Source organism: Novosphingobium sp. BL-A-41-Hi4B-X5A (assembly GCF_055521705.1).
In genome coordinates this window covers 518,738-541,153 of record NZ_JBVFVT010000002.1, presented here as the reverse complement: position 1 = coordinate 541,153, position 22,416 = coordinate 518,738, and the positions used below count along the sequence as shown (strand labels likewise).

The 22,416-nt window shown below is 64.2% G+C and carries 21 protein-coding genes; 8 read left to right on the top strand and 13 right to left on the bottom strand.

Annotated features, from left to right (window positions below; genetic code table 11):
- Position 1: 1 nt before the first annotated feature.
- From ACZ1JY_RS18175 to ACZ1JY_RS18145, 7 genes are read right to left on the bottom strand one after another with little or no spacing between them, the layout of a single operon-like run.
- Positions 2-757: an enoyl-CoA hydratase family protein gene (locus ACZ1JY_RS18175; RefSeq protein ID WP_465131025.1), complete on the bottom strand. Its 756-nt coding sequence runs from the start codon at positions 755-757 to the stop codon at positions 2-4.
- An 11-nt stretch (positions 758-768) separates the two neighbouring features.
- Positions 769-1,863, bottom strand: coding sequence for an NAD(P)H-dependent flavin oxidoreductase (locus ACZ1JY_RS18170; protein ID WP_465131024.1), 1,095 nt, complete (start codon positions 1,861-1,863; stop codon positions 769-771).
- Positions 1,863-2,762 (bottom strand): enoyl-CoA hydratase, encoded by a 900-nt coding sequence (locus tag ACZ1JY_RS18165; RefSeq protein WP_465131023.1) that lies wholly within the window; start codon positions 2,760-2,762, stop codon positions 1,863-1,865. Before ACZ1JY_RS18165 ends, ACZ1JY_RS18170 begins: the two co-directional genes overlap by 1 nt.
- Before the next feature lie 13 nt (positions 2,763-2,775).
- The gene (locus tag ACZ1JY_RS18160) at positions 2,776-3,570 is read right to left on the bottom strand and encodes a CoA-transferase subunit beta (RefSeq protein ID WP_465131022.1); all 795 of its coding nucleotides are present in this window, start codon (positions 3,568-3,570) and stop codon (positions 2,776-2,778) included.
- Positions 3,570-4,433: a CoA transferase subunit A gene (locus ACZ1JY_RS18155; RefSeq protein ID WP_118075386.1), complete on the bottom strand. Its 864-nt coding sequence runs from the start codon at positions 4,431-4,433 to the stop codon at positions 3,570-3,572. Before ACZ1JY_RS18155 ends, ACZ1JY_RS18160 begins: the two co-directional genes overlap by 1 nt.
- Positions 4,434-4,447: 14 nt before the next feature.
- Positions 4,448-5,368 carry a VOC family protein gene (locus tag ACZ1JY_RS18150; protein ID WP_465131021.1) on the bottom strand — a complete coding sequence of 307 codons (921 nt, stop codon included), beginning with the start codon at positions 5,366-5,368 and terminating at the stop codon, positions 4,448-4,450.
- 6 nt (positions 5,369-5,374) lie between these two features.
- Positions 5,375-6,136 (bottom strand): SDR family oxidoreductase, encoded by a 762-nt coding sequence (locus ACZ1JY_RS18145; protein ID WP_465131020.1) that lies wholly within the window; start codon positions 6,134-6,136, stop codon positions 5,375-5,377.
- Between the two features lie 236 nt (positions 6,137-6,372).
- On the opposite strand from ACZ1JY_RS18145, the gene ACZ1JY_RS18140 reads away from it, so the two are divergent.
- Together ACZ1JY_RS18140 and ACZ1JY_RS18135 are read left to right on the top strand one after the other, a co-directional pair.
- Positions 6,373-7,827, top strand: a complete 1,455-nt coding sequence (locus tag ACZ1JY_RS18140; RefSeq protein ID WP_465131019.1) for an FAD-dependent oxidoreductase — start codon at positions 6,373-6,375, stop codon at positions 7,825-7,827.
- Between the two features lie 91 nt (positions 7,828-7,918).
- Complete coding sequence (locus ACZ1JY_RS18135) at positions 7,919-8,881, top strand: aldo/keto reductase (RefSeq protein ID WP_465131018.1); 963 nt, start codon at positions 7,919-7,921, stop codon at positions 8,879-8,881.
- A gap of 1 nt (position 8,882) precedes the next feature.
- On the opposite strand, the gene ACZ1JY_RS18130 is transcribed toward ACZ1JY_RS18135, so the two are convergent.
- The gene (locus ACZ1JY_RS18130; protein ID WP_465131017.1) at positions 8,883-9,683 is read right to left on the bottom strand and encodes a sugar phosphate isomerase/epimerase family protein; all 801 of its coding nucleotides are present in this window, start codon (positions 9,681-9,683) and stop codon (positions 8,883-8,885) included.
- Positions 9,684-9,917: 234 nt separating this feature from the next.
- Between ACZ1JY_RS18130 and ACZ1JY_RS18125 the strand changes: the two genes are divergently transcribed.
- Positions 9,918-10,610 (top strand): hypothetical protein, encoded by a 693-nt coding sequence (locus tag ACZ1JY_RS18125; protein WP_465131016.1) that lies wholly within the window; start codon positions 9,918-9,920, stop codon positions 10,608-10,610.
- A gap of 17 nt (positions 10,611-10,627) precedes the next feature.
- Here the strand turns inward: ACZ1JY_RS18125 and ACZ1JY_RS18120 are convergent, their stop codons facing one another.
- Positions 10,628-11,872: a cytochrome P450 gene (locus tag ACZ1JY_RS18120; RefSeq protein WP_465131015.1), complete on the bottom strand. Its 1,245-nt coding sequence runs from the start codon at positions 11,870-11,872 to the stop codon at positions 10,628-10,630.
- Positions 11,869-12,087, bottom strand: coding sequence for a ferredoxin (locus tag ACZ1JY_RS18115; RefSeq protein WP_118075380.1), 219 nt, complete (start codon positions 12,085-12,087; stop codon positions 11,869-11,871). The genes ACZ1JY_RS18120 and ACZ1JY_RS18115 overlap by 4 nt, the downstream gene beginning before the upstream one ends.
- Before the next feature lie 188 nt (positions 12,088-12,275).
- On the opposite strand from ACZ1JY_RS18115, the gene ACZ1JY_RS18110 reads away from it, so the two are divergent.
- From ACZ1JY_RS18110 to ACZ1JY_RS18095, 4 genes are all read left to right on the top strand, one after another.
- Positions 12,276-13,871, top strand: a complete 1,596-nt coding sequence (locus ACZ1JY_RS18110; RefSeq protein WP_465131564.1) for a GMC family oxidoreductase — start codon at positions 12,276-12,278, stop codon at positions 13,869-13,871.
- A 4-nt stretch (positions 13,872-13,875) separates the two neighbouring features.
- Positions 13,876-14,964 (top strand): alcohol dehydrogenase catalytic domain-containing protein, encoded by a 1,089-nt coding sequence (locus ACZ1JY_RS18105; RefSeq protein WP_465131014.1) that lies wholly within the window; start codon positions 13,876-13,878, stop codon positions 14,962-14,964.
- Positions 14,965-15,075: 111 nt separating this feature from the next.
- Positions 15,076-16,248, top strand: a complete 1,173-nt coding sequence (locus ACZ1JY_RS18100) for a sulfotransferase family protein (RefSeq protein ID WP_465131013.1) — start codon at positions 15,076-15,078, stop codon at positions 16,246-16,248.
- 59 nt (positions 16,249-16,307) lie between these two features.
- The gene (locus ACZ1JY_RS18095; protein ID WP_465131012.1) at positions 16,308-17,165 is read left to right on the top strand and encodes a helix-turn-helix domain-containing protein; all 858 of its coding nucleotides are present in this window, start codon (positions 16,308-16,310) and stop codon (positions 17,163-17,165) included.
- Between the two features lie 2 nt (positions 17,166-17,167).
- Here the strand turns inward: ACZ1JY_RS18095 and ACZ1JY_RS18090 are convergent, their stop codons facing one another.
- From ACZ1JY_RS18090 to ACZ1JY_RS18080, 3 genes are read right to left on the bottom strand one after another with little or no spacing between them, the layout of a single operon-like run.
- Positions 17,168-18,253 (bottom strand): Rieske 2Fe-2S domain-containing protein, encoded by a 1,086-nt coding sequence (locus ACZ1JY_RS18090; protein WP_465131011.1) that lies wholly within the window; start codon positions 18,251-18,253, stop codon positions 17,168-17,170.
- 14 nt (positions 18,254-18,267) lie between these two features.
- Complete coding sequence (locus ACZ1JY_RS18085) at positions 18,268-19,464, bottom strand: flavin-dependent monooxygenase (RefSeq protein ID WP_465131010.1); 1,197 nt, start codon at positions 19,462-19,464, stop codon at positions 18,268-18,270.
- A 23-nt stretch (positions 19,465-19,487) separates the two neighbouring features.
- On the bottom strand, positions 19,488-20,408 hold the full coding sequence (locus tag ACZ1JY_RS18080) for a VOC family protein (RefSeq protein WP_465131009.1): 921 nt from the start codon (positions 20,406-20,408) through the stop codon (positions 19,488-19,490).
- 236 nt (positions 20,409-20,644) lie between these two features.
- Here ACZ1JY_RS18080 and ACZ1JY_RS18075 point away from each other — a divergent pair, with 236 nt between their 5' ends.
- The gene (locus ACZ1JY_RS18075) at positions 20,645-22,384 is read left to right on the top strand and encodes an N-acyl-D-amino-acid deacylase family protein (RefSeq protein WP_465131008.1); all 1,740 of its coding nucleotides are present in this window, start codon (positions 20,645-20,647) and stop codon (positions 22,382-22,384) included.
- Positions 22,385-22,416 lie beyond the last annotated feature (32 nt).

Here is a 22,416-nt window from a genome sequence, read left to right as displayed (position 1 = left end):
GTCAGAACTTCGCCGCCTTGCCGGTTTCAACAAAGGCATCGCGCGCGCGCTGGCTGTCCTCGTGCATGTACATTTCCAGCGTGAACCCCTGCTCCCAGCGATACCCGCGATCGACGTCACGCGCCTCGAGGCCGTTCAGAGCCTCCTTGGCGATGACCAGCGCCTTGCGGCTCTTCGAAGCGATCACGCCGCAGAAGGCGTGCGCCTCGGCCACCAGATCGGCGCGCGGCACGACCTTCTCCACCGCGCCGAGGCGATAGGCTTCCTGCGCCGGGATGTTGCCACCGGTGAAGAACGCCGCGCGGACCTTGTGCAGCGGCAGCATGCGCGACATGTGGCTGGCCCCGCCCATCGCGCCGCGATCGACCTCCGGCAGCGAGAAGAAGGCATCGTCCGCCGCGATGATCACGTCGCTTGCCCCGCAGATGCCGATGCCACCGCCGATCACAAACTTGTGCGCCGCCACCACGACCGGAATCTCCGCTTCGTGGATTGCCTTGAACGTCAGGAAATTGCCGCGATTGAGCACGGTGATGCGTTCCGGGTGGGCCTGCATCTCCTTGATATCGACACCGCCGCAGAACCCGCGCGAGTCTTCCGCCGCGCGGATCAGCACGACATTGGCTTCGGGATCAGCCGCGGCCTTCTTGACGATGGCCGGAAGCGACATCCACGTCTCGCTGTCGAACGCGTTGACCGGCGGCACGTCGAACACGATCTCGGCGATGCGGTCCTTGACGGTAAGCGTGATCGGCATTGTTCTTCCCCTCAGGCCGCGCTGGCCGCAGCGGCGTTTGCACCGGGCACGCCAAGCGCAACCAGGCGCTGCTCGGCTTCGGCCATGATGCGTGTCACAAGTTCCTGGCAGGTTGGTATCTCGGATATGCGCCCACCGACGACGCCGGTCGCCATCACGCCGTTCTCGATGTCGCCATCGACCACGGCCTTCTGGATCAGCATCGGCATCGTCGCAGCCATCATCGCCTGTTTCAGTGGCACGTCGCCGTGACCGGTCATGCCCTTGGCGGCCTTGATGAAGTGCAGCCACGAAGCCCCGGTCTGGCGCTTCATCGCCGCACCCGCCTCGAACGCGCGCAACCACATGGCCAATGAGCCAGACTTCTCGATGCGGTCCATCAGCCGCGTGCGCACCATGCGCTGCGGAATGCCGTCGAGCTTGGTCGTCACGATGATCTGGTCGGTCCCGGCCTTGAGGTAGGCCGCCTTGGCGCTGTTGGGCACCGGGCTTTCCTGCGTCAGCAGGAAGCGCGTGCCCATCGCGATGCCCACCGCGCCATAGGCCAGCGCCGCCACCAGCCCGCGCCCATCGGCAAAGCCACCGCTGGCAATCACCGGCACCTTCACCGTATCGAGCACTTGCGGCAGCAGGATCGTCGTCGGCACCGAACCGGTGTGGCCACCGCCCTCGCCGCCCTGGACGCTGATCATGTCGACGCCCAGCTCTTCCATCTTCTTCGCATGCTTCACCGCGCCGACGGTCGGGATGCACAGGATGCCGGCGTCCTTGAAGCGCCCGATCATCCTGGCATTGGGCCCGCGCCCGAAGCTGACCGCGCGCACCTGCTCGGCATTGGCAAGGATCAGCTCGACGATCTGCTCCGCCCCCGGTTGGAACGAGTGAAAGTTCACCCCGAACGGCTTGTCAGTACCCTTGCGCACGGCAAGGATCTTCTCGCGGCATTCGTCGGGCGTCATCACCGCCGCGCCAAGGAAGCCGAAGGCCCCCGCATTGCAGCTGCCGATGACAAGGCTCGGCTCGGCCACCCAGCCCATCGCGGTCTGGATGATCGGAGCCGTGCAGCCAAGGCGCTCGGTCAGGACGGTGTGAAGCGCGCTTGCCATCAGCCTTCGCCCGCGTCCTTCTTATTCGCTGCGGCGGCAGACGTCCCGTTTACCCCGGCAATCGAATTGCCGGTGACGATATCGTTCTGCGCGTGGGCGAAGTGGTGCATGTGATAGACCGCGTCCATCGCCGCACGCTTGCCGCGCAGTTCCTCGACGTGGTTGACCGATTGCTTGGTCAGCCAGTTGCCAAGACGGCCCTGCTTGGCGAGCTTGTTCGCCCAGGCCGCTGTCGCCTCGCGCAGTTCGGCGCGGGGCACCACCTTGTTGACCATGCCGAAGCTGTAGGCGCGCGCCGCCGGCATGCGCTCGCCCAGCAATAGGAATTCCTTGGCCACGCGCGGCGGCAGTTCATAAGCATGAGCGAAGTATTCGACGCCGGGAATGCCCATCAGCGGATTGACCGGGTCCTGGAAGAACGCATCTTCCGAAGCGACGATGAGGTCGCACACCCAAGCCAGCATCAGCCCGCCCGCCACGCAGGCGCCCTGCACCATGGCGATGGTCGGCTTGGAGATGTCGCGCCAGCGGCGGCACATGCCCAGGTACTGCTCCTGCTCTCGGGTATAGAGCAGTTCGGCACCCGGCTTGTTGGTGTGCGGTGGGAACATCAGCCGCTTGTCGAACTCGTGGTGCAGGTCGCGCCCCGGCGTGCCGATGTCGTGGCCTGCCGAGAAGTGCTTGCCCTCGCCCGCCAGCACGATGGCGCGGACGTTGTCGTCCTGCACCGCGCGGTTGAAGGCATCGTCGAGCGCATAGGTCATCTGCCCGTTCTGGGCATTGTTGAACTGCGGCCGGTTCATCGTGATCCAGGCCACGCTATCGATCACTTCGTAACGGACGGGCTCTTCCGTCTCGTAGACGATGTCGACTTGCTTCGGCTCGACGAGGTCGGTCATGGTGTCATCTCCCTCAGGCAGCGGCGCGGACGGCGGGCGGGTTGTCCTTGATCACGCCGGCGCGGACATTGTGCGGATCGAGGCTGGCAATCACCGCCAGTTCCTCTGCCGTCGGCAGACGCGTCGTTTCCACGTTATCGGCCTGGCAAAGCTCGAAGCCGGTGGCCGCCTGCACTTCCTCGAACGTCACGCCCGGATGCAGCGAGATGACACGGATGGCATTTTCCGGCCCGCCGAAGTCCATCACGCACAGGTTGGTGACGATCCGGCGCAGGCTCACGCCCGAGAAGTTGCCGCCGCCCACGCGCTTGGCCGGATTGTATCCCACACCCGAGATCATATCGACCTGCGGAACGAACACACGCGGCCCATGCGCCGGGAAGAAGAACGAATTGGGGTGGTAGATCGTGTTGCCCGGAAAGCCGCGCACGCCCAGCATCTGGGTCTTGGGCTTGTCGTAGGTCCCGCCCATGTAGGACAGGTTGATCTGGCCGAAACGGTCAAGCTGCGTCGGCGTGACCATGGCATGACGCCGGCCCGACCACACCGCGCTGTCGAAGAAGCGCGAGAACGGCAGGTAGCCCGCCGGCTTGCGGTCGTCGTACTTGCGCGGGCCCAGCGGCACCGGCTGCTCGACCAGATAGGCCTCGCCGTCGGTCATCATCAGTTCGGGCGTGTGGGTCAGCTTGGCGAGGCCAGCCGCCACGCGCGGCACAGGGCCGACGCCGGTCGCCACGATTTCGCCATTGCCCCGGAACGCTTCCGAACAGGCGACGATGCACAGGTCTACAAGAGTGATGTCGCTCATCAGAAAATCGGCAGCGAGAGAGCCGCTACCGCCTCCTTTCCGCCAATGGATTCAAGATATTCGGCTTCCGAAGCGCCGACGAAGCGGCCTGCCACCGCCGACCAGTCGCCCGGATCGCGGGCGGCATCGGCGTAGGCTTTGAACGCCTTCATGTCCCAGCCATAGTGCGGGGGCATCGAGCTTGGATGCGCGCCGCAGGGCATTTCGACCACGCCCGACACGAAGCAGCGCTCGAACAGGTTGTCCTGCGCGCCTTCGGGGTAATGGTCCTCCATGCGGTCGACCAGTTCCTCGCAAGAGACGTAGGTCTTTGCCGCCGCCTTGGCGAACCACTCGTCGTAATAGACGTCGGCGCCGAACACCTGCACGTTGCCGCGCCAATCGCTACGGTTCACATGGATCAGCGCTGCATCAAGCTTGAGCGCGGGCATCGCGATCAGCGTCTCGCCATCATCATAGGGCGACTGCACGGTCTTGAGCCCGCCCAGTTCGGCCAGATCGGTGCCCAGGCCGACCCGCGTCGGCAGGAACGGCAGGCCGAATGCGGCGGCCTTGAGGCCCCACTGGAACATGCCTTCGTCCAGCTCCAGCACCTGCAGCGCGCCGCTCTCACGGGCTTTGCGGAACCACGGCTCCAGCGGGATCGCATCGAGGCTGACGAACGCGAAGACCAGCTTCCTGACTTTGCCCGCCGCGCAGAGCATGCCGACATCGGCGCCGCCATAGGCGACAACGGTGAGGTCCTTGAGGTCGGAGCGCATGATCTCGCGCACCAGCGCCATCGGCTTGCGCCGTGGGCCCCAGCCGCCGATGCCGATGGTCATGCCATCGGAAAGCTGCGCGACGATCTCCGCCGCGGTCATCCGTTTATCGAGGCTCACGCCTTTGCTCCCTGCTCTTCAAGCGCCTTCTGCCATGCCCAGACATGGCCCCATTCGCTGGGGATCAGGTGCGCGGTCGGTGTCCAGTTCGTGGGGTCAATCACCAGCGGATCGGCCCCGATCTCGATGTCGAAGCCCGATGGCGTCTGCATGTAGAAGCCAAAGGTCTGGTCGTTGACGTGGCGTCCGATCGAAGCGCTCTCGGGCACCTTGTTGAGGCGCATCCGGTCATGGCACTTGCCCACATCGCTCTGCGTCTTCATCTCCAGCATCAGGTGGATGCAGGCCGACGGCGGCACCGGCATTTCGGCAATGGCGACCGAGTGGTGGCGACCGTTGTCGGCATGCATGAAGGCAAAGCCCATACCCGGATCGTTGGGATCGTCGGAGAAGCGGAAGCGCGGGATGTCGGTGTCGCGGAAGCCGATGGCCTTGTAGAAGGCATGCGCCTCGTCGAAGTTGGGCGTGGCGAACACGGCATGGCCCATGCCCATGTCGCCCGTCACGAACCCGCTGACGCCTGCCGGAGACACGAATGCCACATCGTCGCGCGTGTCGCCGTGGAAGAATTCCAGACCATTGCCCGATGGATCGCTGGTGGCAAAGAACGCCGTCACGCCGCGCGCCTCGACCCCTGCCGCATCACCATCGACGATCTCGCGGCCCAGCCCGGCAATCGTCTCGCGCAGCGCGGCCAACTCCGCCGCATCGCCGACCTCGTAGGCTGCTGCAACAAGCCGGTCGCTCTCGCCACGTTCAACCCAGAAGCGGAACGGGCGGTCGTCGATCCGGTAGGCCGCCACGCCATCGCGCGGAGAATCCGCCCGCATCGTGCCGACCACCTGCGTCATGAAGTGGTCCCAGGCCTCCGCCCTGGCGGTTTCGATCCTGACATAGCCTAAAGCCTTTATGCCCATGGCCGTTTATCCTTTCACGAGGTCGAGGAAGTAGGGCCGCTCACCCCCGCCATCGACATTGATGCGTGCGCCGCTCACCCACGAGGCAAGGCTGGAGCTCAGCCACAGCACGGCACCGGCGATGTCTTTGCCGGTGCCCATGCGCTGCAGCGGCAGTGACTTGGCGACAGCGGCCTGCGCCGCCTCATCGCCATAGGTTTCCTCCGAAGTCTCGGTCTGCATAAGGCCGACGATGATCGCGTTCACGCGCACCCCGTCAGGGCCCCATTCCTGCGCAAGGCTCTGCGTCAGGCTCAGCAACCCGGCCTTGGCCGCGCCATAGGCCGCCGTCATGGGGGAGGGCCGTATGCCCGATACGCTGGCGATGTTGACGATGCTGCCAGCCCCGGCCTTCACCATGTGGGCATAGGCATATTGCGACATGTACATCGCCGAATGCAGGTTCAGCTTCACGATGGAGTCGAAGAAGCGCGGGCTCGCCGTGGCGGGGGCTTGCGGTGAACCACCGGCGTTATTGACGAGGATGTCCAGCCGCCCATGGCGTTCCACCACGCCATCGACCAGTGCCTGCGCCTGTTCGGGATCGCGGATGTCAGTCGCCCGGAACGTCAGGCCTTCGGGCAGATCGTCAGGCTCGGTTCGGCCGCACACTGTCACCGCAGCCCCGGCGCGCAGCAGGGCTTGCGCAATCTGCCGCCCCAGCCCGCGTGTGCCCCCGGTGACGATCGCCACCTGGCCGCCCAAGTCAATGTGATCAGTGCCCTGCACCGCGGCTGCTCTCCCATCCCATGCCGCAGGTGCCGAAAGTTGCACCGCAGCAGATTCGAAATCGCCAATATCCAAAGGCGATTGCCTTTTCAATTGACGATTTGCGTATCCAATGCAATCTTAAATTACGAATGCGGCCCAGATTGACGCGAATAACGTCAAGCGGGCGTTCAAATGACAGCCACAGGCAGCGGACACTCCAGATCCGCGCACGGGCATGGGAGCGGAAGGCCGGAATGACAGGATATTCGCAGTATCGACCTTTGCCGATTACGCAGGTCGAAAAGTGGGATTTCGAGACGGACGTCGCCGTGATCGGGTTCGGCGCAACCGGGGCTTGCGCCGCGATCGAGGCCCGCGTTGCGGGTGCAGAGGTCCTGCTGTTCGAACGCAGTTCCGGCAGCGGCGGTGCCTCGGCGCTCTCCGGTGGCGAGATCTACGTCGGCGGCGGTACCGATGCACAGAAGGCCGCAGGGTTCGACGATACGGTCGAAGACTTCACCGCCTACCTCAAGCTTGCCGGCGGCCCCTGCGTCGATGAGGCCAAGTGCGAGATCTATGGCCGCGAGGCGCTGGCCCATTACCAGTGGCTCAAGGATCAGGGCGTGCCCTACCGCGGCAACTACCTGCCCGGCAAGGTGATCGAACCGACCGACGATTCCACCCTGATCTGGTCGGGTAGCGAGGCCGCCGCGCCGTTCTACCGACACGCAAAGCCCGCCCCGCGCGGCCACGTGATCCAGCACATGGGCTGGGGCGGCGGTCGCCCGCTGGTCGACATCCTCGAGACACGCGCCCGCGACCTTGGCGCCGAGATCCACGTCGATGCCCGCGCCGTCGCGCTCATCGTCGACGACACCCGCGTGGCGGGCGCGGTCGTGCGCATCGACAACAAGGATCGCTTCGTCCGCGCCCACAAGGGCGTCGTCCTTGCCACCGGCGGCTTCGTCTTCAACGAGGCAATGCGCCGCAAATACTGCCCCGAGAGCTTCCGCGTGAACAGCCCGATCGGCGACAAGGACGATGGCATCGGCATCGAACTCGGCGTCTCGGTCGGGGGCGATGCGATTCACATGGATCAGTTCTTCACCACCTGCCCGTGGACGATCCCGGCCGAACAGGCCCACGGCGTCTTCGTCAACGTCGCCGGGCAGCGCTTCATCAATGAAGACTGCTACCACGGCCGCGTCAGCCGCTGCGCGGTCGACCAGCCGGGCGGCAAGGTCTACCTGCTGCTTGACTCTGCGCACTTCACCCAACCGCTCGACCTTGCCGGCATCACCATTGCCGGCACCGGCGAAACCTGGGAGGAAGTCGAAGCCGAACTCGAAATGCCCGCAGGCACGCTTTCGGCAACCATGCACTTCTACAACGAACATGCCCGGGCCGGGGCCGATCCCCTGTTCGACAAGCAGCCCCCGATCCTCAAAGCCCTCGACCAGTCGCCCTTCGTCGCGCTCGAATGCAATTTCCAGACGAGCTATTTCAGCTTCTTCACACTGGGCGGCCTCAAGACTTCGGCCGACGGCGAAGTGCTGGGCCGCTCCGGCACCCAGATTCCGGGCCTTTACGCGGCAGGCCGCTGCACTTCGGGCTTGCCGGCTTGGGGCCATGGCTATTCCTCAGGCCTAAGCCTTGCCGACTGCACGTTCTTCGGGCGTCAAGCCGGGCGCCGCGCCGTAAGAGGCTAGGTAGGCAAGCGCTTCGGGAAACTTCGCCCAAGCGCTTCCCTTCCGCGCAGATTGTTATAAGTCAGCACTTACATTTCCAAGGAAGCGTACAATGCTCAAAAAGGTCACCCTCAATAACACCGACCTCACCGTCAGCCGCCTGTGCTATGGCACGAACATGCTCGGGTGGATGCTCGACCAAGATAAATCGAATGCGATCCTCGATACCTTTGCAGGCCTTGGCGGCAACTTCATCGACACCGCCCGCTCGTATGGGGACTGGATGCCGGACGCGCCCATCGGCGCGAGCGAGCGTGCGGTCGGCGCATGGCTCAAGACACAGAAGCGCCAGGATTTCGTCATCGCCACGAAGGGCGGCTTCTTCGACATGCGCGTGGGCGACTACCGCAACCGCGTGACGCCGGAAGACATTGCGGCCGATCTGATGCAGAGCCTCGACCACCTCGGCGTCGACACGATCGACCTCTATTTCCTGCACATGGACAACCCGGAAAGCCCGGTCGAACCGATCATCGATGCGCTGATCGCCCATCGCGAGGCAGGCCGCATCCGCCACTTCGCCGCCTCCAACTGGGCCGCTGACCGCATCACCGCTGCCAACGCCTATGCCGCGTCCATCGGCAAGGAAGGTTTCGTTGCCTCGGAGACGTTCTGGGGCCTCGCCGTGCCCGATGCCGTCGCAGCCGCGCAGCAAGGCTACCAGCATTACTACGAAGGCGAGTACGAAGGCCTTCACGCCGCCGGGCTGCCCATCATTGCCTATGCCGCGCAATCGGGCGGGTACTTCACCAAGCTCGCTTCCGGCTCGGTCAGCGAGCAGCTCGCCGCGCGCTATGCCAACCCCGCAAACGAGCGCCGCCTCGCCGTAGTGCAGTCGCTCGCGGCCAGGCACGGCGTCTCGATCAACGAGATCGCGTTGTCCTACTTGCTGAGCCAGCCCAACCAGACGGTCGCCATCTTCGGCGGCTCGTCGCCCGAGCAGATTGCAGACAGCGCCAAGGCCGATGCCCTGACCCTGTCGGCAGAGGAGCTGACCGCTCTGCGCGAAGCCTGACTTACGCCATCGCCGCGCGCGCGCTGTCCACGGCGCGTCGCGCGCGCATTGCAGTAGTCTCGCTGCCAACGGCCTGATTGCGCGGGATCTCGACGCTCACCGGGCACTCTTCCGGCAGCGCCCGCAAAAACCCCGCCACGTCAAAGTCCCCTTCGCCGCAGAGCATGCGCTCCGACGAAGCCTCGAACTCGGCATCGTGGACCGCTGTTGCCGGACCATCCGCAACCTGCCCGTAAAGCACATATTCCCGCGGAGCATTCCGCAGTTCAGCAAGCGATCCACCTGACCGCATCAGATGCAGCAGGTCAGCATTGACGCCGACCCTGCCCGGCCTCCCGATCTGCGTGACCAGTTCCAGCGCCGCCGCCAGCGAGCCGACCTGGCTCGGTGGGTAGAACTCCACCGCGACGTTCAGACCGAAACTGCCAGCCAGATCGCAGAACTCTCCGAATTTTGCCAGGCGTCGCGCGGGCTCGCGGTCATATAGAAGGGCATTGATCAGCCCGGCCCCCAGTTCAGCCGCGCATTCCATCGCCGGGATGAAGCCGGCGATCTCAGTCCTGCCGGCCAGCGTGAACGGATAGGCCAGATCAAGCGCGACGCCGAGATCGTCCATCACTCCGCGTAGTTCTGCACGAGCGGCGCGATCGGCATAGAGGTCAAACTTGGGCATCAATGGCAAAACGTCCATCGGTTCCATGAACAGGCACATGCCATCGCAGCCCGCGGCGCGCGCAGCCTGCGCAAGTTGGACCGGCGTCGTATCGATGACCGTGATATGATCGAGCGCAAGATGCATCATGCCTAACGCTTATCTTTGATCGCACAAGCTTGCTACTACTCTGTCATGCGCAAACGTTATTCATCCACTCACGTGACGGGCATCATGCGGAGCCTTTCGTGTAAAACAATGCGCATTTCAGTGTTAGTGTATACTCACAACGGTTGCGGTCTGGCTGGACCCTTGATAGGATCTGCCCAAACACACTGCCTCGTCAGGCAAGACGGCGCAGCTTCGACGAGAGGATAGGCCGAAATGGCAACCACTGCACCCGAATCTGCCACAGCCGTTATCTCCGATGGTGCCCTGTCGATGGGCCACCTCGCCCTGCATTACGGCGCCCCGGAAGACGGCCCGCTCGCCGCGCGCCTGCTACAGATCGCAGGGCTGAAGGAAACGCAGGTTCTCCCGCTTCCCGGCGGCAACTTCTACCGCTTCGTCGTCTCGGGGAATCACTTCGCGCGCGGCGATGGCATCGTCTATCTTTCTTGTCTTCCTGAGCCCCAGCAGCAGCTGATCGCCGCCATCCACGCCGCCCTTCGCGTCGGCACCGATGACGAACACGATGCGGTAAAAGCTTACCGCGCGATGATGGCTCAGGATTTCGAGGCGAGCTTCCACTTCGGCTTTCTCGTGGAATCGCTTGAAGAACTGGAGAACATGGTTCTGACCCTGCAGGATCTGAACGCGAACGATCCTTCCTTCAGGGGCCGCCTGAACATCGGCATGAACCGCGCCCGCCGTGGCGACGATGCCGTCGACGCTCGTCTGGATGCGTCACCGGTCTTCGGCAAGGCCACGCGCTACGCCTATGGCGCAGCCGGGGTACAGGTCTTCGTCGAGACCGACCTGATGTGCGCAGGCCAGCTCGGCGAAAACATCTACCTCGAATTCGACTACGTTTTCCCCGACAAGCAGAGCCACATCCTGTCGGTGGTAGAACTCTGATCCTGCCAGCCGAGAGGTCAGGCGGCGGCAGGTTCCGCCGCCACCTCCCATTGCAGCCGCAGTGCGGTAAAGCCCATCACCGACCCGCCGAAGACAGAACCCGCAGGCTGTTCGTTCGCCAGCGAAAATTCCGGAATCCGCCGCAGCCACTGCTGCAGCGAAACCATCACCTCGCGCTTGGCCAGCACCGATCCGATGCAGCGGTGCGGCCCAACGCCGAACGTCAGGTGCACGTTCACTTCGCGGTCGAGGTCGATCACTTGCGGCGCCTTGAACACGCGCGGATCGCGGTTGGCCACTGTGTTGGGCAGGACCACGCGGTCATTGCGGCGAAACTGCAACCCACGATATTCGCAATCGTGCGTCACGCGGCGAAACAGGTTCGAAACCGCGTTGATCCGCATCAGCTCCTCGATTCCGCGCAGGAAACCATCGGGATCGTCCAGCCGGTCGCGGAAGTGTTTCTGCGCTGCCGGCGTCGTGGCCAGATAGCGCCAGATATAGGCCATGGTGTTGGTCACTGTATCCAGTCCGGCCACGAACAGAAGGAACCCGCAGTTGAGGATATCCTCCCAGCTGTGCTGCGCGCCGTTCTCGTCCCGCGCCATCACGATCTGCGTGGCGATGTCGTTGCCCGGATTTCGCTCCTTCTCGCGGAACAGTTGGTCAAGCACCGCATAGATCTCACCAATGTTCAGCGCCCGCGCGGCCGGATCGGTGCTGCGGAAGAACGTGTTGGCGAGTGCCAGAAATTCGTCCAGCCGTTCTTCGGGCAGACCAAACAGGTAGAGGAAAGTTCCGGTCGGATAACGCTCGGCAAAGTCCAAGATGAAGTCGCAAGCGCCCCGCTCGGCAAAGCCGTCGATCAGCACCGCTGCGCGCCGCTCCAGCTCGTCGATCATCCCCCGCACTGCCGTCGGCGTGAACATTGGGGCGAGCAGGCGGCGGAACACGTTGTGCGCCGGCGGATCGACACCCTGCGGCTGAACTACCGGGAACGGCTCGATCGGCGGAACCGGGGTCTGGTAGGTCGAAAAGATCGAGTGGTCGCGATAGGCCTCAACGATATCCTCGTAGCGCAGGAACACCCAATGCCCGCCGTTGTGCGGGGTGTAGAAAATCTCCGGAACGCCGCGCCGAACCAGATCGTGCCAGATTTCGGCAGGGTCGGAAACGCCCTCGGGAATGTGGAACATGTCGAAGTCGACCATGCGCGCTGCCGGCACGTGATCGGGCGGCGAGGGCTGGAACAGCAGGGTCATGCTGCACCTTCCGCAGCAGCGGACTTCGCAACACGCAGCGCGCCTTCGGGGCAATTGCGCACGGCAAGGCGCGCCTTGTCCTCCAACGCGGCAGGCACTGTCTCCACCAAGATTACCACCTTGCCCTCCACGGCATCGGTTGCGAAAACCTCGGGGCACAGATCCTCGCAGCGAGCGTGGCCCTGGCAGAGTGAATGGTTGGCTATGACTCGCATCGAGCGGTCTCCTCTCCCCTTCTGGCTAGACTGCAAGAGCACGCAAACCCAAGCCCTGCGAGCAAACCGAGGGCGACAGAACGCACCCTTCACGCCATCAACGTCATCATCCCAGACGGCCCATGTTGCCGCCATGCTGCATCAGCGGCACGATGCAACACGACAATTTCACTGGTGATCGTGAGAATATGGACAGGCTTGATTTCGACTTCGTGATCGTTGGTGGCGGCGTCGCGGGATGCATCCTTGCCAACCGTCTTTCCGCAGATCCACAGTGCCGTGTCGCCCTCATGGAAGCGGGGGGCAAGGACAGCAGTCCTCTGATTGCTGCGCCTGGAGGATTGCTTCCGATCATGATGTCAGGCGCCCACGCCTGGCGCTACATGTCGGCACCGCAAGCCCATCTCGATGGCCGCGTGCTCTACCTGCCGCGGGGCAAGGTGCTGGGCGGCGGCTCCTCCATCAACGGCATGGCTTACGATCGCGGCTTCCACTCGGACTATGATCGCTGGGCGCAGGCCGGCAATCGCGGCTGGTCATTTGCCGATGTGCTGCCCTATTTTCGCAAGCTTGAAAGCTTCGGCCCGGTGCAGGACGAATGGCACGGGATCGACGGCCCGATCCAGGTCACCCGCGCAAGGCAGGACCATCCTTTCGCCCAGGCGTTCCTCAAGGCGGGAGCGCAAGCCGGCTACCCGCTCACCAATGATCTCAACGGCGAAACACGTGACGGTTTCGGCGCGGTCGACCTCACCGTCGGCAAGGGCCGCCGCTCCAGCGCTTCAGCGGCCTACCTGCGGCCGGTGAGAAGGCGGTCAAACCTGACTGTCCTCACCAATGCCCAGACCCGTCGTGTGGTCTTCGACGGCACCCGGGCCACCGGCGTGGTATTCCGCCGCGACGGCAAAGACACGCTTGCCACCGCCACGCGCGAAGTCATCCTCTCGGCAGGCGCGATCAACACGCCGCAATTGCTGATGCTGTCCGGCATCGGCCCCGCCGCGCACCTTGCCGAACACGGCATCGCGCTGGTCCGCGATCTTCCCGGCGTCGGCCAGGGCCTGCAGGACCACCTCGCCGCGCATGTGAAATATCGCTCAACCAAACCGTGGTCGATGCTGCGCTTTCTCAACCCGTTGCGCGGCGCGCTGGCGATGGCGCAGTACCTCGCCTTGCGCACCGGCCCGCTGGCCGATCCCGGCATGTCGGTCGCCTGCATGGTCCGTTCCGATCCAGCGCTTGACGAGCCCGACATCAAGATGTTGCTCGTTTCCGCCCTGTTCGGCCAGAATGGGCGCAAGATGGTGCCGATGCACGGGTTCTACGCCCATATCAATGTGGCGCGCCCGAAATCGCGAGGGCGCGTCATGCTCGCCAGTGCCGATCCCGATGCCCCGCCGGTGATCGATCAGAACTATAACGCCACTGAGAACGACCGCCGCGTCATGCGCGAAGGCGTGCGCATCGCCCGCCGCGTGTTCGCCCAGAGCGCGTTCGACGAGATGCGGGGTGAGGAACTCGCCCCCGGCGCGCAAATCCAGTCAGACGAGGAAATCGACACCTATATTCGCGCCCATGCCGAGGCCGATTACCATTCGACCAGCACCGCGCGCATGGGCTCCGATCCGATGGCGGTCGTGGACGAAGCCTTGCGCGTCCACGGCATACAGTCGCTGCGCGTGGTCGATGCCTCGATCATGCCGCACCTGCCCGGCGGCAACACAGCAATTCCGGTGGCGATGATTGCCGAAAAAGCTGCCGACCTCATCCTTCAGAAGGTCTGATCCCATGAAAACCAGAGCAATGGTCTGCCACGCACCCGGCGCCCCGCTGGTCGAGGAACTGCTCGATCTCTCGCCGCCCGGCCCCGGCGACGTGCTGATCGAGATCAGGGCAAGCGGGCTGTGCCACACCGACCTCAGCCAGATCGAAGGCAAGGCCGCGCCCTACCCCTTCCCGGTCGTCGTCGGCCATGAAGGCGCAGGGATCGTCCGTGAAGTCGGCGCCGAGGTCACCTCGGTCAAGGTCGGCGACCATGTGATCCCGGTCGGCATCGGTGAATGCGGCACATGCGGCAACTGCAGGTCGGGCAAGACCAACCTGTGCGAAGCCTTCCTCGGCGACATCGCCCTCCAGCCCAGCCCATTCTCTCTCAACGGCAAGCCGGTCTCGGCCTACTCGGGCGTGGGCAGCCTCGCCCAGTTCATCGTCACGGCTGAGCGCAACGTTGCGGTAATCCGCCAGGATGTGCCCTTCCACCTCGCTTGCACGGCCGGATGCTGCGTAGCCACAGGGGTCGGCGCGGTGATCAACACCGCGCACGTCGAAAGCGGCGCGACCGTCGCCGTGTTCGGGCTCGGCGGCATCGGCCTTAACGTGGTGCAAGGCGCGCGTCTTGCCGGAGCCTCGCGTATCATCGGCGTCGATATCAACCTCTTGCGCCACGAACAGGGCCAGCGCTTCGGCCTCACCGACTTCATTGATGCGCGTGAGAGCGACCCTGTCGCCGCGATCCAGACGCTGACCGGAGGCGGTGTCGACTACGCCTTCGAATGCGCCGGCAACGTCAAGCTGATGGGTCAGGCGTTCGAATCCACTCGCATCGGCTGGGGCTGCACCGTCGTCCTCGGCGTGCCGCCGGATGGCCAGGCGATGGAATTGATCCCCTTCCAGCTGCAGCTCGGGCGGCGGGTGCAAGGGTCGTTCATGGGCAACCTCAAGGGGCGCAGCCAGCTGCCCGGACTGCTCGATCATTTTGCCGCCGGTCGCCTCAACCTGGCCGATCTCGTCACCCACCGCCTGCCGATGCGCGAGGTCAACGAGGGCTTTGATCTGATGCGGCGCGGGGAGTCGTTGCGAGCGGTGGTCGCATTCTGATTTGTGTTTGCATTATCAGGACCATGATGACAAAACATCAAGGATTGCGAAACGAATAGCGCCATCTATTACGCATGGCGCAAATTGGTTCCTGTGAGAGGTCAGATCGACATGGCAACTGCCGCCACCCGCTCCGCCCCGGTGTTCGACCGCGAAACCCTGCTTGCTGCCGCGCGCGAACGTACTGGACTGTCGGACTTCGGCGACACCTGGTTCTTCGAACCGATGGACCACTACATCGCCGCCGCCAATGCCGAGGGCAAGCTGACCGAGGCAGGGTTTGCCGGGCAGACCGAATCGATCCTCAAGGGCCTCGCCTGCCGGTTGCGGATGGTCGAGGACATCAAGCGCCACCCCGAAATCCTTGACGAGGAGGTCGAAGTCGCCGCGATCATCCTCGGCCTGCCGCGCACCGGCAGCACGATCTTCCACCGCCTGCTGGCCAGCGCGCCGGGCATGACCGCGATCCGCTGGTACGAGGCGCAGAACTACGCTCCGCTCCCCGGCGACGAACCCGGCAATCCCAAGGCTCGCCGCGCCTATGCCGAGGCGATGATCGAGGGCTGGCTCAGCCTCTCGCCCGAACTCGCCTCGATCCACCCGCTCGATCCCGATGCGCCGGACGAGGAGATCATCATCCTCGGCCAGCTGTTCATCACCACCATGGTCGAGGCGATGACCTTCATCCCTTCGTTCGCCAAGTGGCTCAACGGCTATGACCAGGCCAAGGGCTACGAGGATCTCAAGACGATCCTCAAGTACCTGCAGTGGCAGGACCCGACGCGACGCGGCAAGAAATGGATTCTGAAAAGCCCGCAGAACCTGCCCTATACCGAGGTGATCGCCAATGCCTTTCCCAAGGCGGTGCTGGTGATGACCCACCGCGATCCGCTGGAAGTCGTGCCCAGCTACGTCAGCATGGAGGCCGCGCTCTACAAGCTGAACTCGGTCCATTCCGACGAGGCGGTGGGCGCATTCTGGTTTCCCCGTCTTGCCGAATGGATGCACCGTTTCGAGGAGGCCCGCGCCCGCATTGGCGAGGACCGCTTCATCGACATTGACTACCGCGAGGTGGCCCGGGAGCCGCTCAAGCAGGCGCAGCGCGTCCTCGCCCACATCGGCGTGCCGCTCGACGACAAGATCGAGGCGGCGCTGACCGAGTTCATGGCCGGTAACAAGCGCGAACAGCGCCCGATGCACGATTACTCGCTCGAACGCTTCGGCCTGAACGAGGCCGACGTGCGCGAGGCCTTCGCATCGTACAGAGCGCGCTACATCAGCTGACGTGGTGTTCCCGAAATGTTTCCCCGGGGAAACATCCAACACGTGAAAGCCTTATCAGCATGACGGACGATACGCCGAAGGTCCTCGCGCAGGTTGAGACTCCGCTGGGCCGGGCGGAGATCGTGGAGTGGCGCTGGCCGGGCATGCTCGATTTCACACGGCGCGAAGAGGCGCTGATGGTCGAGATGTCGATCCCGCCGACTTCAGCCGACGCATCGGCGTGCCTGCCCGAACTGGACGACGAGCGCCACTGCTTCATGGGCACGCTATTCGTGCGCTGGCCCGGCGTGCTGGTCACCGGGCGGGCCGAGGCGGGGCTCATACGCGTGGTGCGCTGCGTGTTCACAGCGGAGGAAACTCAGCGTTTCAAATCACTTCGATCTGATCCAGACCTTGCCTTTCTGCAAGGCATGCTCGCCTTGTCGAGCGAGACCATGCGCAGCCTGTTCGGGCTGTTAAAGCGCGAACTCGAACAGACGGAACCCTCGCTGCGGGCGGTGTCGTCCCTCGTTGATCTGATCGCGATCGAAACCGAGCGCGTCATCCTGCGGGACAGCGCACCCTCGGTCTCGGGCCGCCTTGCTCCGTGGCAATTCCGCCGCATCCGCCAGCGTCTGTCTGCGCGGGGACCGGTGCCGTCTCTGGCAGAGCTTGCCAGGCTCTGCGGCATCAGCCCGCGCCATCTGCAGCGGCAGTTTCACGCCCTTACCGGACGGACCGTCGCGGACTATCTCGAGACTACTCGAATGGAACAGGCGAAGGATTTGCTTGGTGGTAGCGGCCAGCCGGTCAAGGCGGTGGCCGAGGCCTGTGGCTTTGCCCACCCCAACAGCTTCCGCCGGGCATTCCAGCGTTCCACCGGGATGACACCGCGGGCTTGGCGACAAGCTTCAGGCCAACGGCATACTTTTTCCTGAAATCAAGCCACCTGCATCACCTCGCCCTTGCCACGAAGCGTCACGTGCGAACCGTTGACCCGCGCTTGAAATTCGGCGGCCCGAGCACGTGGGTGGAAGAACTGACGGTACCAGATGCGGCCCTTGTGGAACGGGCCATCATCGGGGATCTGCAACACGCTGATCGCCGGTTCCTTGTGCTGCCATAGTTCGAAGTCCTGGGCGAAGGCGGCGAGCCCGGATTCGTGGTAGGCACGGGCGATGGCCGCTTCCTCGCAGGTTGGCTGGTGGTTGTCGGCGGTCTTGGCCATGACCGCGAACCACACACGCACCTCGCCATCCTTGACCGGCGTGTTGCAGATCATCATCAGCGAGGGGTGCTTGCCCTCCATCCGGCACAGCAGGATGCCGGGGCCGGTGTACCAGGTGTCCGTCTCGAGCAGCGCTTCGCTGTCGACCAGCGTGCGGTGGCCCGAACCGAAGCGTTGGCGCATGATCGGACCGTCATAGACATTCTCGAAATAGACCGTGCCGGTGCTGCCGTGGACCGGCGCGAAGTGCGCAATGTCTGACATGTTGTCTAGGATTTCCTGCGGGTGGATCGGCAGGGTGCCCAAGTGATCGGGTGTCCAGCGCACCCAGCCCTCGCCCGTGCGATCCCACTCTGACAGCGCAGGCAGATCGAAGTCCGGCGCGCCGCCTTCCATGTCGTGCCACATGAAGATGCAGCCGGCGCGCTCCTCCACGGTGTACGATTTGAGGCATGCGGACTTGGGGATGCCGTGCGTGGAATAGGGGATGTCGTCGCACTGCCCCTTGGAGTTGTAGCGCCAGCCGTGCGCCGGGCAGCGGATCGAATCGCCCTCCACCTGCATCCCGTCGCGCACGATGTACGACGTGGTGTTCTTCGCGATGTGCACCCGCATGTGCGGGCAGAAGGCGTCGAGCAGGATCGGCCGGCCGCTGCCTTTGCCGCGATAGAGCACCATTTCCTTGCCGAAGAAATGCACCGCTTGAGGGGTGGACGAAACGTCCGCTGCAACGGCGATCATGAACCAGCCGCGCGGAAAGGCATTTGGGCCAAGCCCGTAGTCTGCCGTGGTTGCCATGGGATCGGTCCTTCTCAGATGAAGCTGTCGGCGTTGGGCGCGCCAAGCAGGACGTTGCCGAAATTGCGGCCGACCTTGGCCGGGTTGTTGGCGACATGGGTGCGGCCGGCATGGATATCGCAGAAGATCCGGGCGATAGGTCTTCCGCGGAAGATCCCTTCCGCGCCCGAGGCATGGAAGATGCGGCTGATGAGGTCAGCGCAGCGGCCCGAGACCTGCGCCGACTGGTAACGGAAGGTCAGCCGCGTCTCGACTTCGGCTGCCTGCCCGGTGCGGGCGCAGGCGTTGAGGTGGTCGAAGTTGCGGTTCAGCGTCGCTTTCATCTCGTCGATTGCGGCGGCGGTCTCGGCGATCAGCTCCTGCGTTGCCGGGTCCTGTGCCGCGCTGGAAGCATCGTTGTGCGAAACGCGCTTGGCCCCTGCGTCGCGATAGATATCCAGCGCGCCCTGCAGCGCGCCGATCGAGGACGAGGAAACGGCGCGGACGAAGACCTGGCCGAATGGCAGCTTGAACAGCGGCGCATCGTTGACCTTGAGGCCGGGGCTGGTCACCGCGAAGCCGTCCTTGGAGCGGTGGACGCGGTAGGCAGGCACGTAGACGTCCTTCACCGTCACGTCATGGCTGCCAGTCGCGCCGAGGCCGATGGTGTCCCACACCGGCAGCACGGTGAAATCCTTGCGCGGGATCAGGAAGGTGACGAAATCGGGCTTGCCGGTTTCGGGATCGATCAGTTGGCCACCGAGGAACGCCCATTCGCAATGGTCCACGCCGCTGGAAAATCCCCAGTGCCCGGTGACGCGATAGCCACCTTCGACCGGCGTTGCCTTGCCTTTAGGCATGTAGGAGGAAGAGATCAGCTTGGTCGGGTCGGAACCCCAGACGTCCTCTTGCGCGCGGGCATCGAACAGGGCGAGTTGCCAGTTGTGCACCGCGACGACGCCGAGCACCCAGGCCGAGGACATGCAGCCTTCCGCCACTTTCATCTGCACCGCATAGAAGGTCTGAGGGTCCAGCTCGTAGCCGCCATAGCGGCGCGGCTGGAGGATCTTGAAGAAGCCGGCATCCTGAAAATCGCGAATCGTCTCGGTGGGCAGGCGGCAAAGGCGGTCAGCCTCTTCGGCGCGGGTGCGCAAGGCCGGGATCATCGCCTCGGCGCGGGCGACAAGCTCCGCTTCGGTCGGCATGGTCAACGCTGGTTGAGCAAGGATCATTGTCCGTCTCCTCGTTCTGTCTTTCAGGCCGCTGCTGCCAGCTGCGCCTGCTCGTCCGCCCCAAAGCCGACGCTGAAATCGTGGCCCCATAGGCTGACCTGGGTGAATTCGAACTCGCTGTGGGCTTCCCAATCAAGCTGCAGTCCGCCGAACCCGTATTCGAGCGCGAACCCTCCCGGAGTGGCCACGTAGAAGCTGGTCATGCAATCGTTGGTGTGCTTGCCGAGCGTGGCCATCAGGCGCGCGCCAGATTTCAGCATGCGGTCATGCGCGCGGCCTACTTCGTCGAGATCGGGAACTTCGACCATCATGTGCACGCAGCCCGCTGGTACTTCGCCTTCGAACAGGGCAAGGCTGTGGTGGCGGGGGTTGGCGCAGTGCATGAAGTCTATGCGCATGGCAGGCCCATCGGGGCCGAGCGGGCGGTGGACCATGAAGTCCGACACGCCGAAGCCGAGCACGTCGATCATGAAGTCGCGGGTTGCATCGATCTGGGGCGCAGGCAGCACTACGTGGCCGAAGCCGAGATCGCCGGTCACAAAGCCGCGCACCGCCTGCGGGGAAACGAAGCGGGAGAAATCGGAGATTGCCCCGCAGCAAATTTCATGGCGATTGCCTGCAGGATCGCGGAACCACGCCATCTCGGCGACGTGCCGCAGAGCGCGTTCTGCAGGCGTGGATGCGGTTATCGCGATGCCCTTGGCGGCGAGTTCCGTAAGCGCGGCATCGAACTGGCGGCGCGTGCGCAATTCCCAACCGCTGGCAAAGTAGCAGTCAGCCTGCCCTTTCTCGACAAAGATCCGCCCGGCACGTTCGTCCATGCGCAGAGCGAGGCCGCCGGGCAAATCATGCGCGGAAAAGCCAGCGAAGTCCTCGCCGAAACGCGACCACGCGGGCAAGCTTGTCGCTTTGACGACGCTGTAGGCGAGGCCCGCGATATCCATTTCCTGCTCTCCTCGTCCCGCTGCTGCTGACTGGTGCAGAGTGGCAGGAAGCGAGAGGACGGAAATTGATGATTATCAAAGATGCGTAATAGATATCGCATTTTGATACGCAGGAATGGCAATAAGCGGCTTTTTTTGGCGATATGGCAATGTTTATTGCCATTGGTAATGACGCATATGACTTGCAAGATACCCGATCGGTCGATACCCTTGCCTCAAAACATGGGAGACAAAGGATGATCACGCAGGCTGATCTGCTGATTCGTGGCGGGTTGATCGTCGATGGGTCAGGCAGCGAGACCTTCGTCGGCGACGTTGCCGTGCGCGGCGACGAGATCATCCACGTTGGTGGTGCGTTCTCCGGCAGCGCCAGGGAAACCATCGATGCCACCGGCTGCATCGTCACCCCCGGCTTTGTCGACATCCACACCCATTATGACGGACAGGCGATCTGGTCCGATACGCTGTCGCCCAGTTCAGCGCATGGCGTGACCACGGCGGTCCTGGGCAATTGCGGCGTCGGCTTTGCGCCGTGTCGCCAATCCGATCACGAAGCGCTGATCCGCCTGATGGAGGGCGTCGAGGACATTCCCGACGTGGTCATGGCCGAGGGCCTGCCGTGGGACTGGGAAACCTTCCCCGAATACCTCGACGCGCTTGCCCGCCGGCCGCGCGATATCGACGTGGCCTGCCTCCTGCCACACAGCCCCTTGCGCGTGTGGGTCATGGGCGAACGGGCCATCGCGCGCGAAGCTGCAACGGAAGATGACCTTGCCCGGATGCGCGCCATCGCACGCGAGGCGATGGACGCTGGGGCCATCGGCTTTGCCACGTCACGGCTCAATATCCACCGCACCAAGGCGGGCGACCTGATCCCGACCTTCGGCGCCGATACGCACGAACTCATCGCGATCACCGAGGCCCTGGCCGATGCCGGCACCGGCGTGTTCCAGGCCGTGCTCGATGCCCCGTTCGAAACGTGGGAGAGCGAAATGGGACGGCTCATTGCCGTCACCCGCGCCTCGGGCCGCCCGTCGACGTTCACGCTGGGCCTCGTCAACCACGGCCGCCCAAACTGGGAGGATGCCCTCCATCTGGTTGAACAGGCGCGCGCCGAAGGGCTCGAGATATGGCCACAGGTCCTGCCGCGTCCGATCGGCATGGTTTCGGGCTGGGCGCTGTCGACCCATCCGTTCTGCCTGTGCCCTTCGTACCAGCCGCTCGCCAACCTGCCGCTCGAACAGCAGCTGCCGCGCCTGCGCGATCCGGCATTCCGGGCGCAACTGATCGGCGAGATGCCGCAGGAGGGCCACCCGCTGGCCATGCTCACCCGCATCTGGGACTGGATGTTCCCGTTCGGTGATCCCCCGCAGTACGAACCATCGGTTAGCAACAGCATCGGCGCCCTGGCCCGCGCGCAGGGGCGCACGCCCGAGGAAGTTGCCTATGACGTGCTGATGGAGCGCGACGGCACCGGCATGATCCTCAATACGCTGGGCAACTTCCACGAAGGCAGGCTCGATGCCCTGCTCGGCCTGATGCGGCGCGAGGATACCGTGACCGGCCTTGGCGATGGCGGTGCGCACTATTCGGCGATCTGCGATGCCAGCTACCCGACCTTCATGCTGACCTGGTGGGTGCGCGATCGCGACGGCGAACGCATGAGCCTGGCCGAGGCAGTGAAGATGCTGTCGTCGCGCCCGGCTCGCGTCGTCGGCCTCGAAGACCGCGGCCTGCTGCGCATCGGCTACAAGGCCGATCTCAACGTGATCGACATCGACCGGCTGACGCTTCACGCACCGGTGGTGCGCCACGATCTGCCGGGCGGCGGGCGCAGGCTTGACCAGACGGCGAGCGGATACCGCGCCACCGTCGTCAGCGGACAAGTCATCCGTCGCGATGACCAGCCAACCGCACTGCGGCCGGGCCAGGTGGTCCGCGGCATGCAGAAGGCGCGTGTGGCCGAAATGCTCTGAGCGCGCTTGGCACGATGCCAGACCGGTGACGC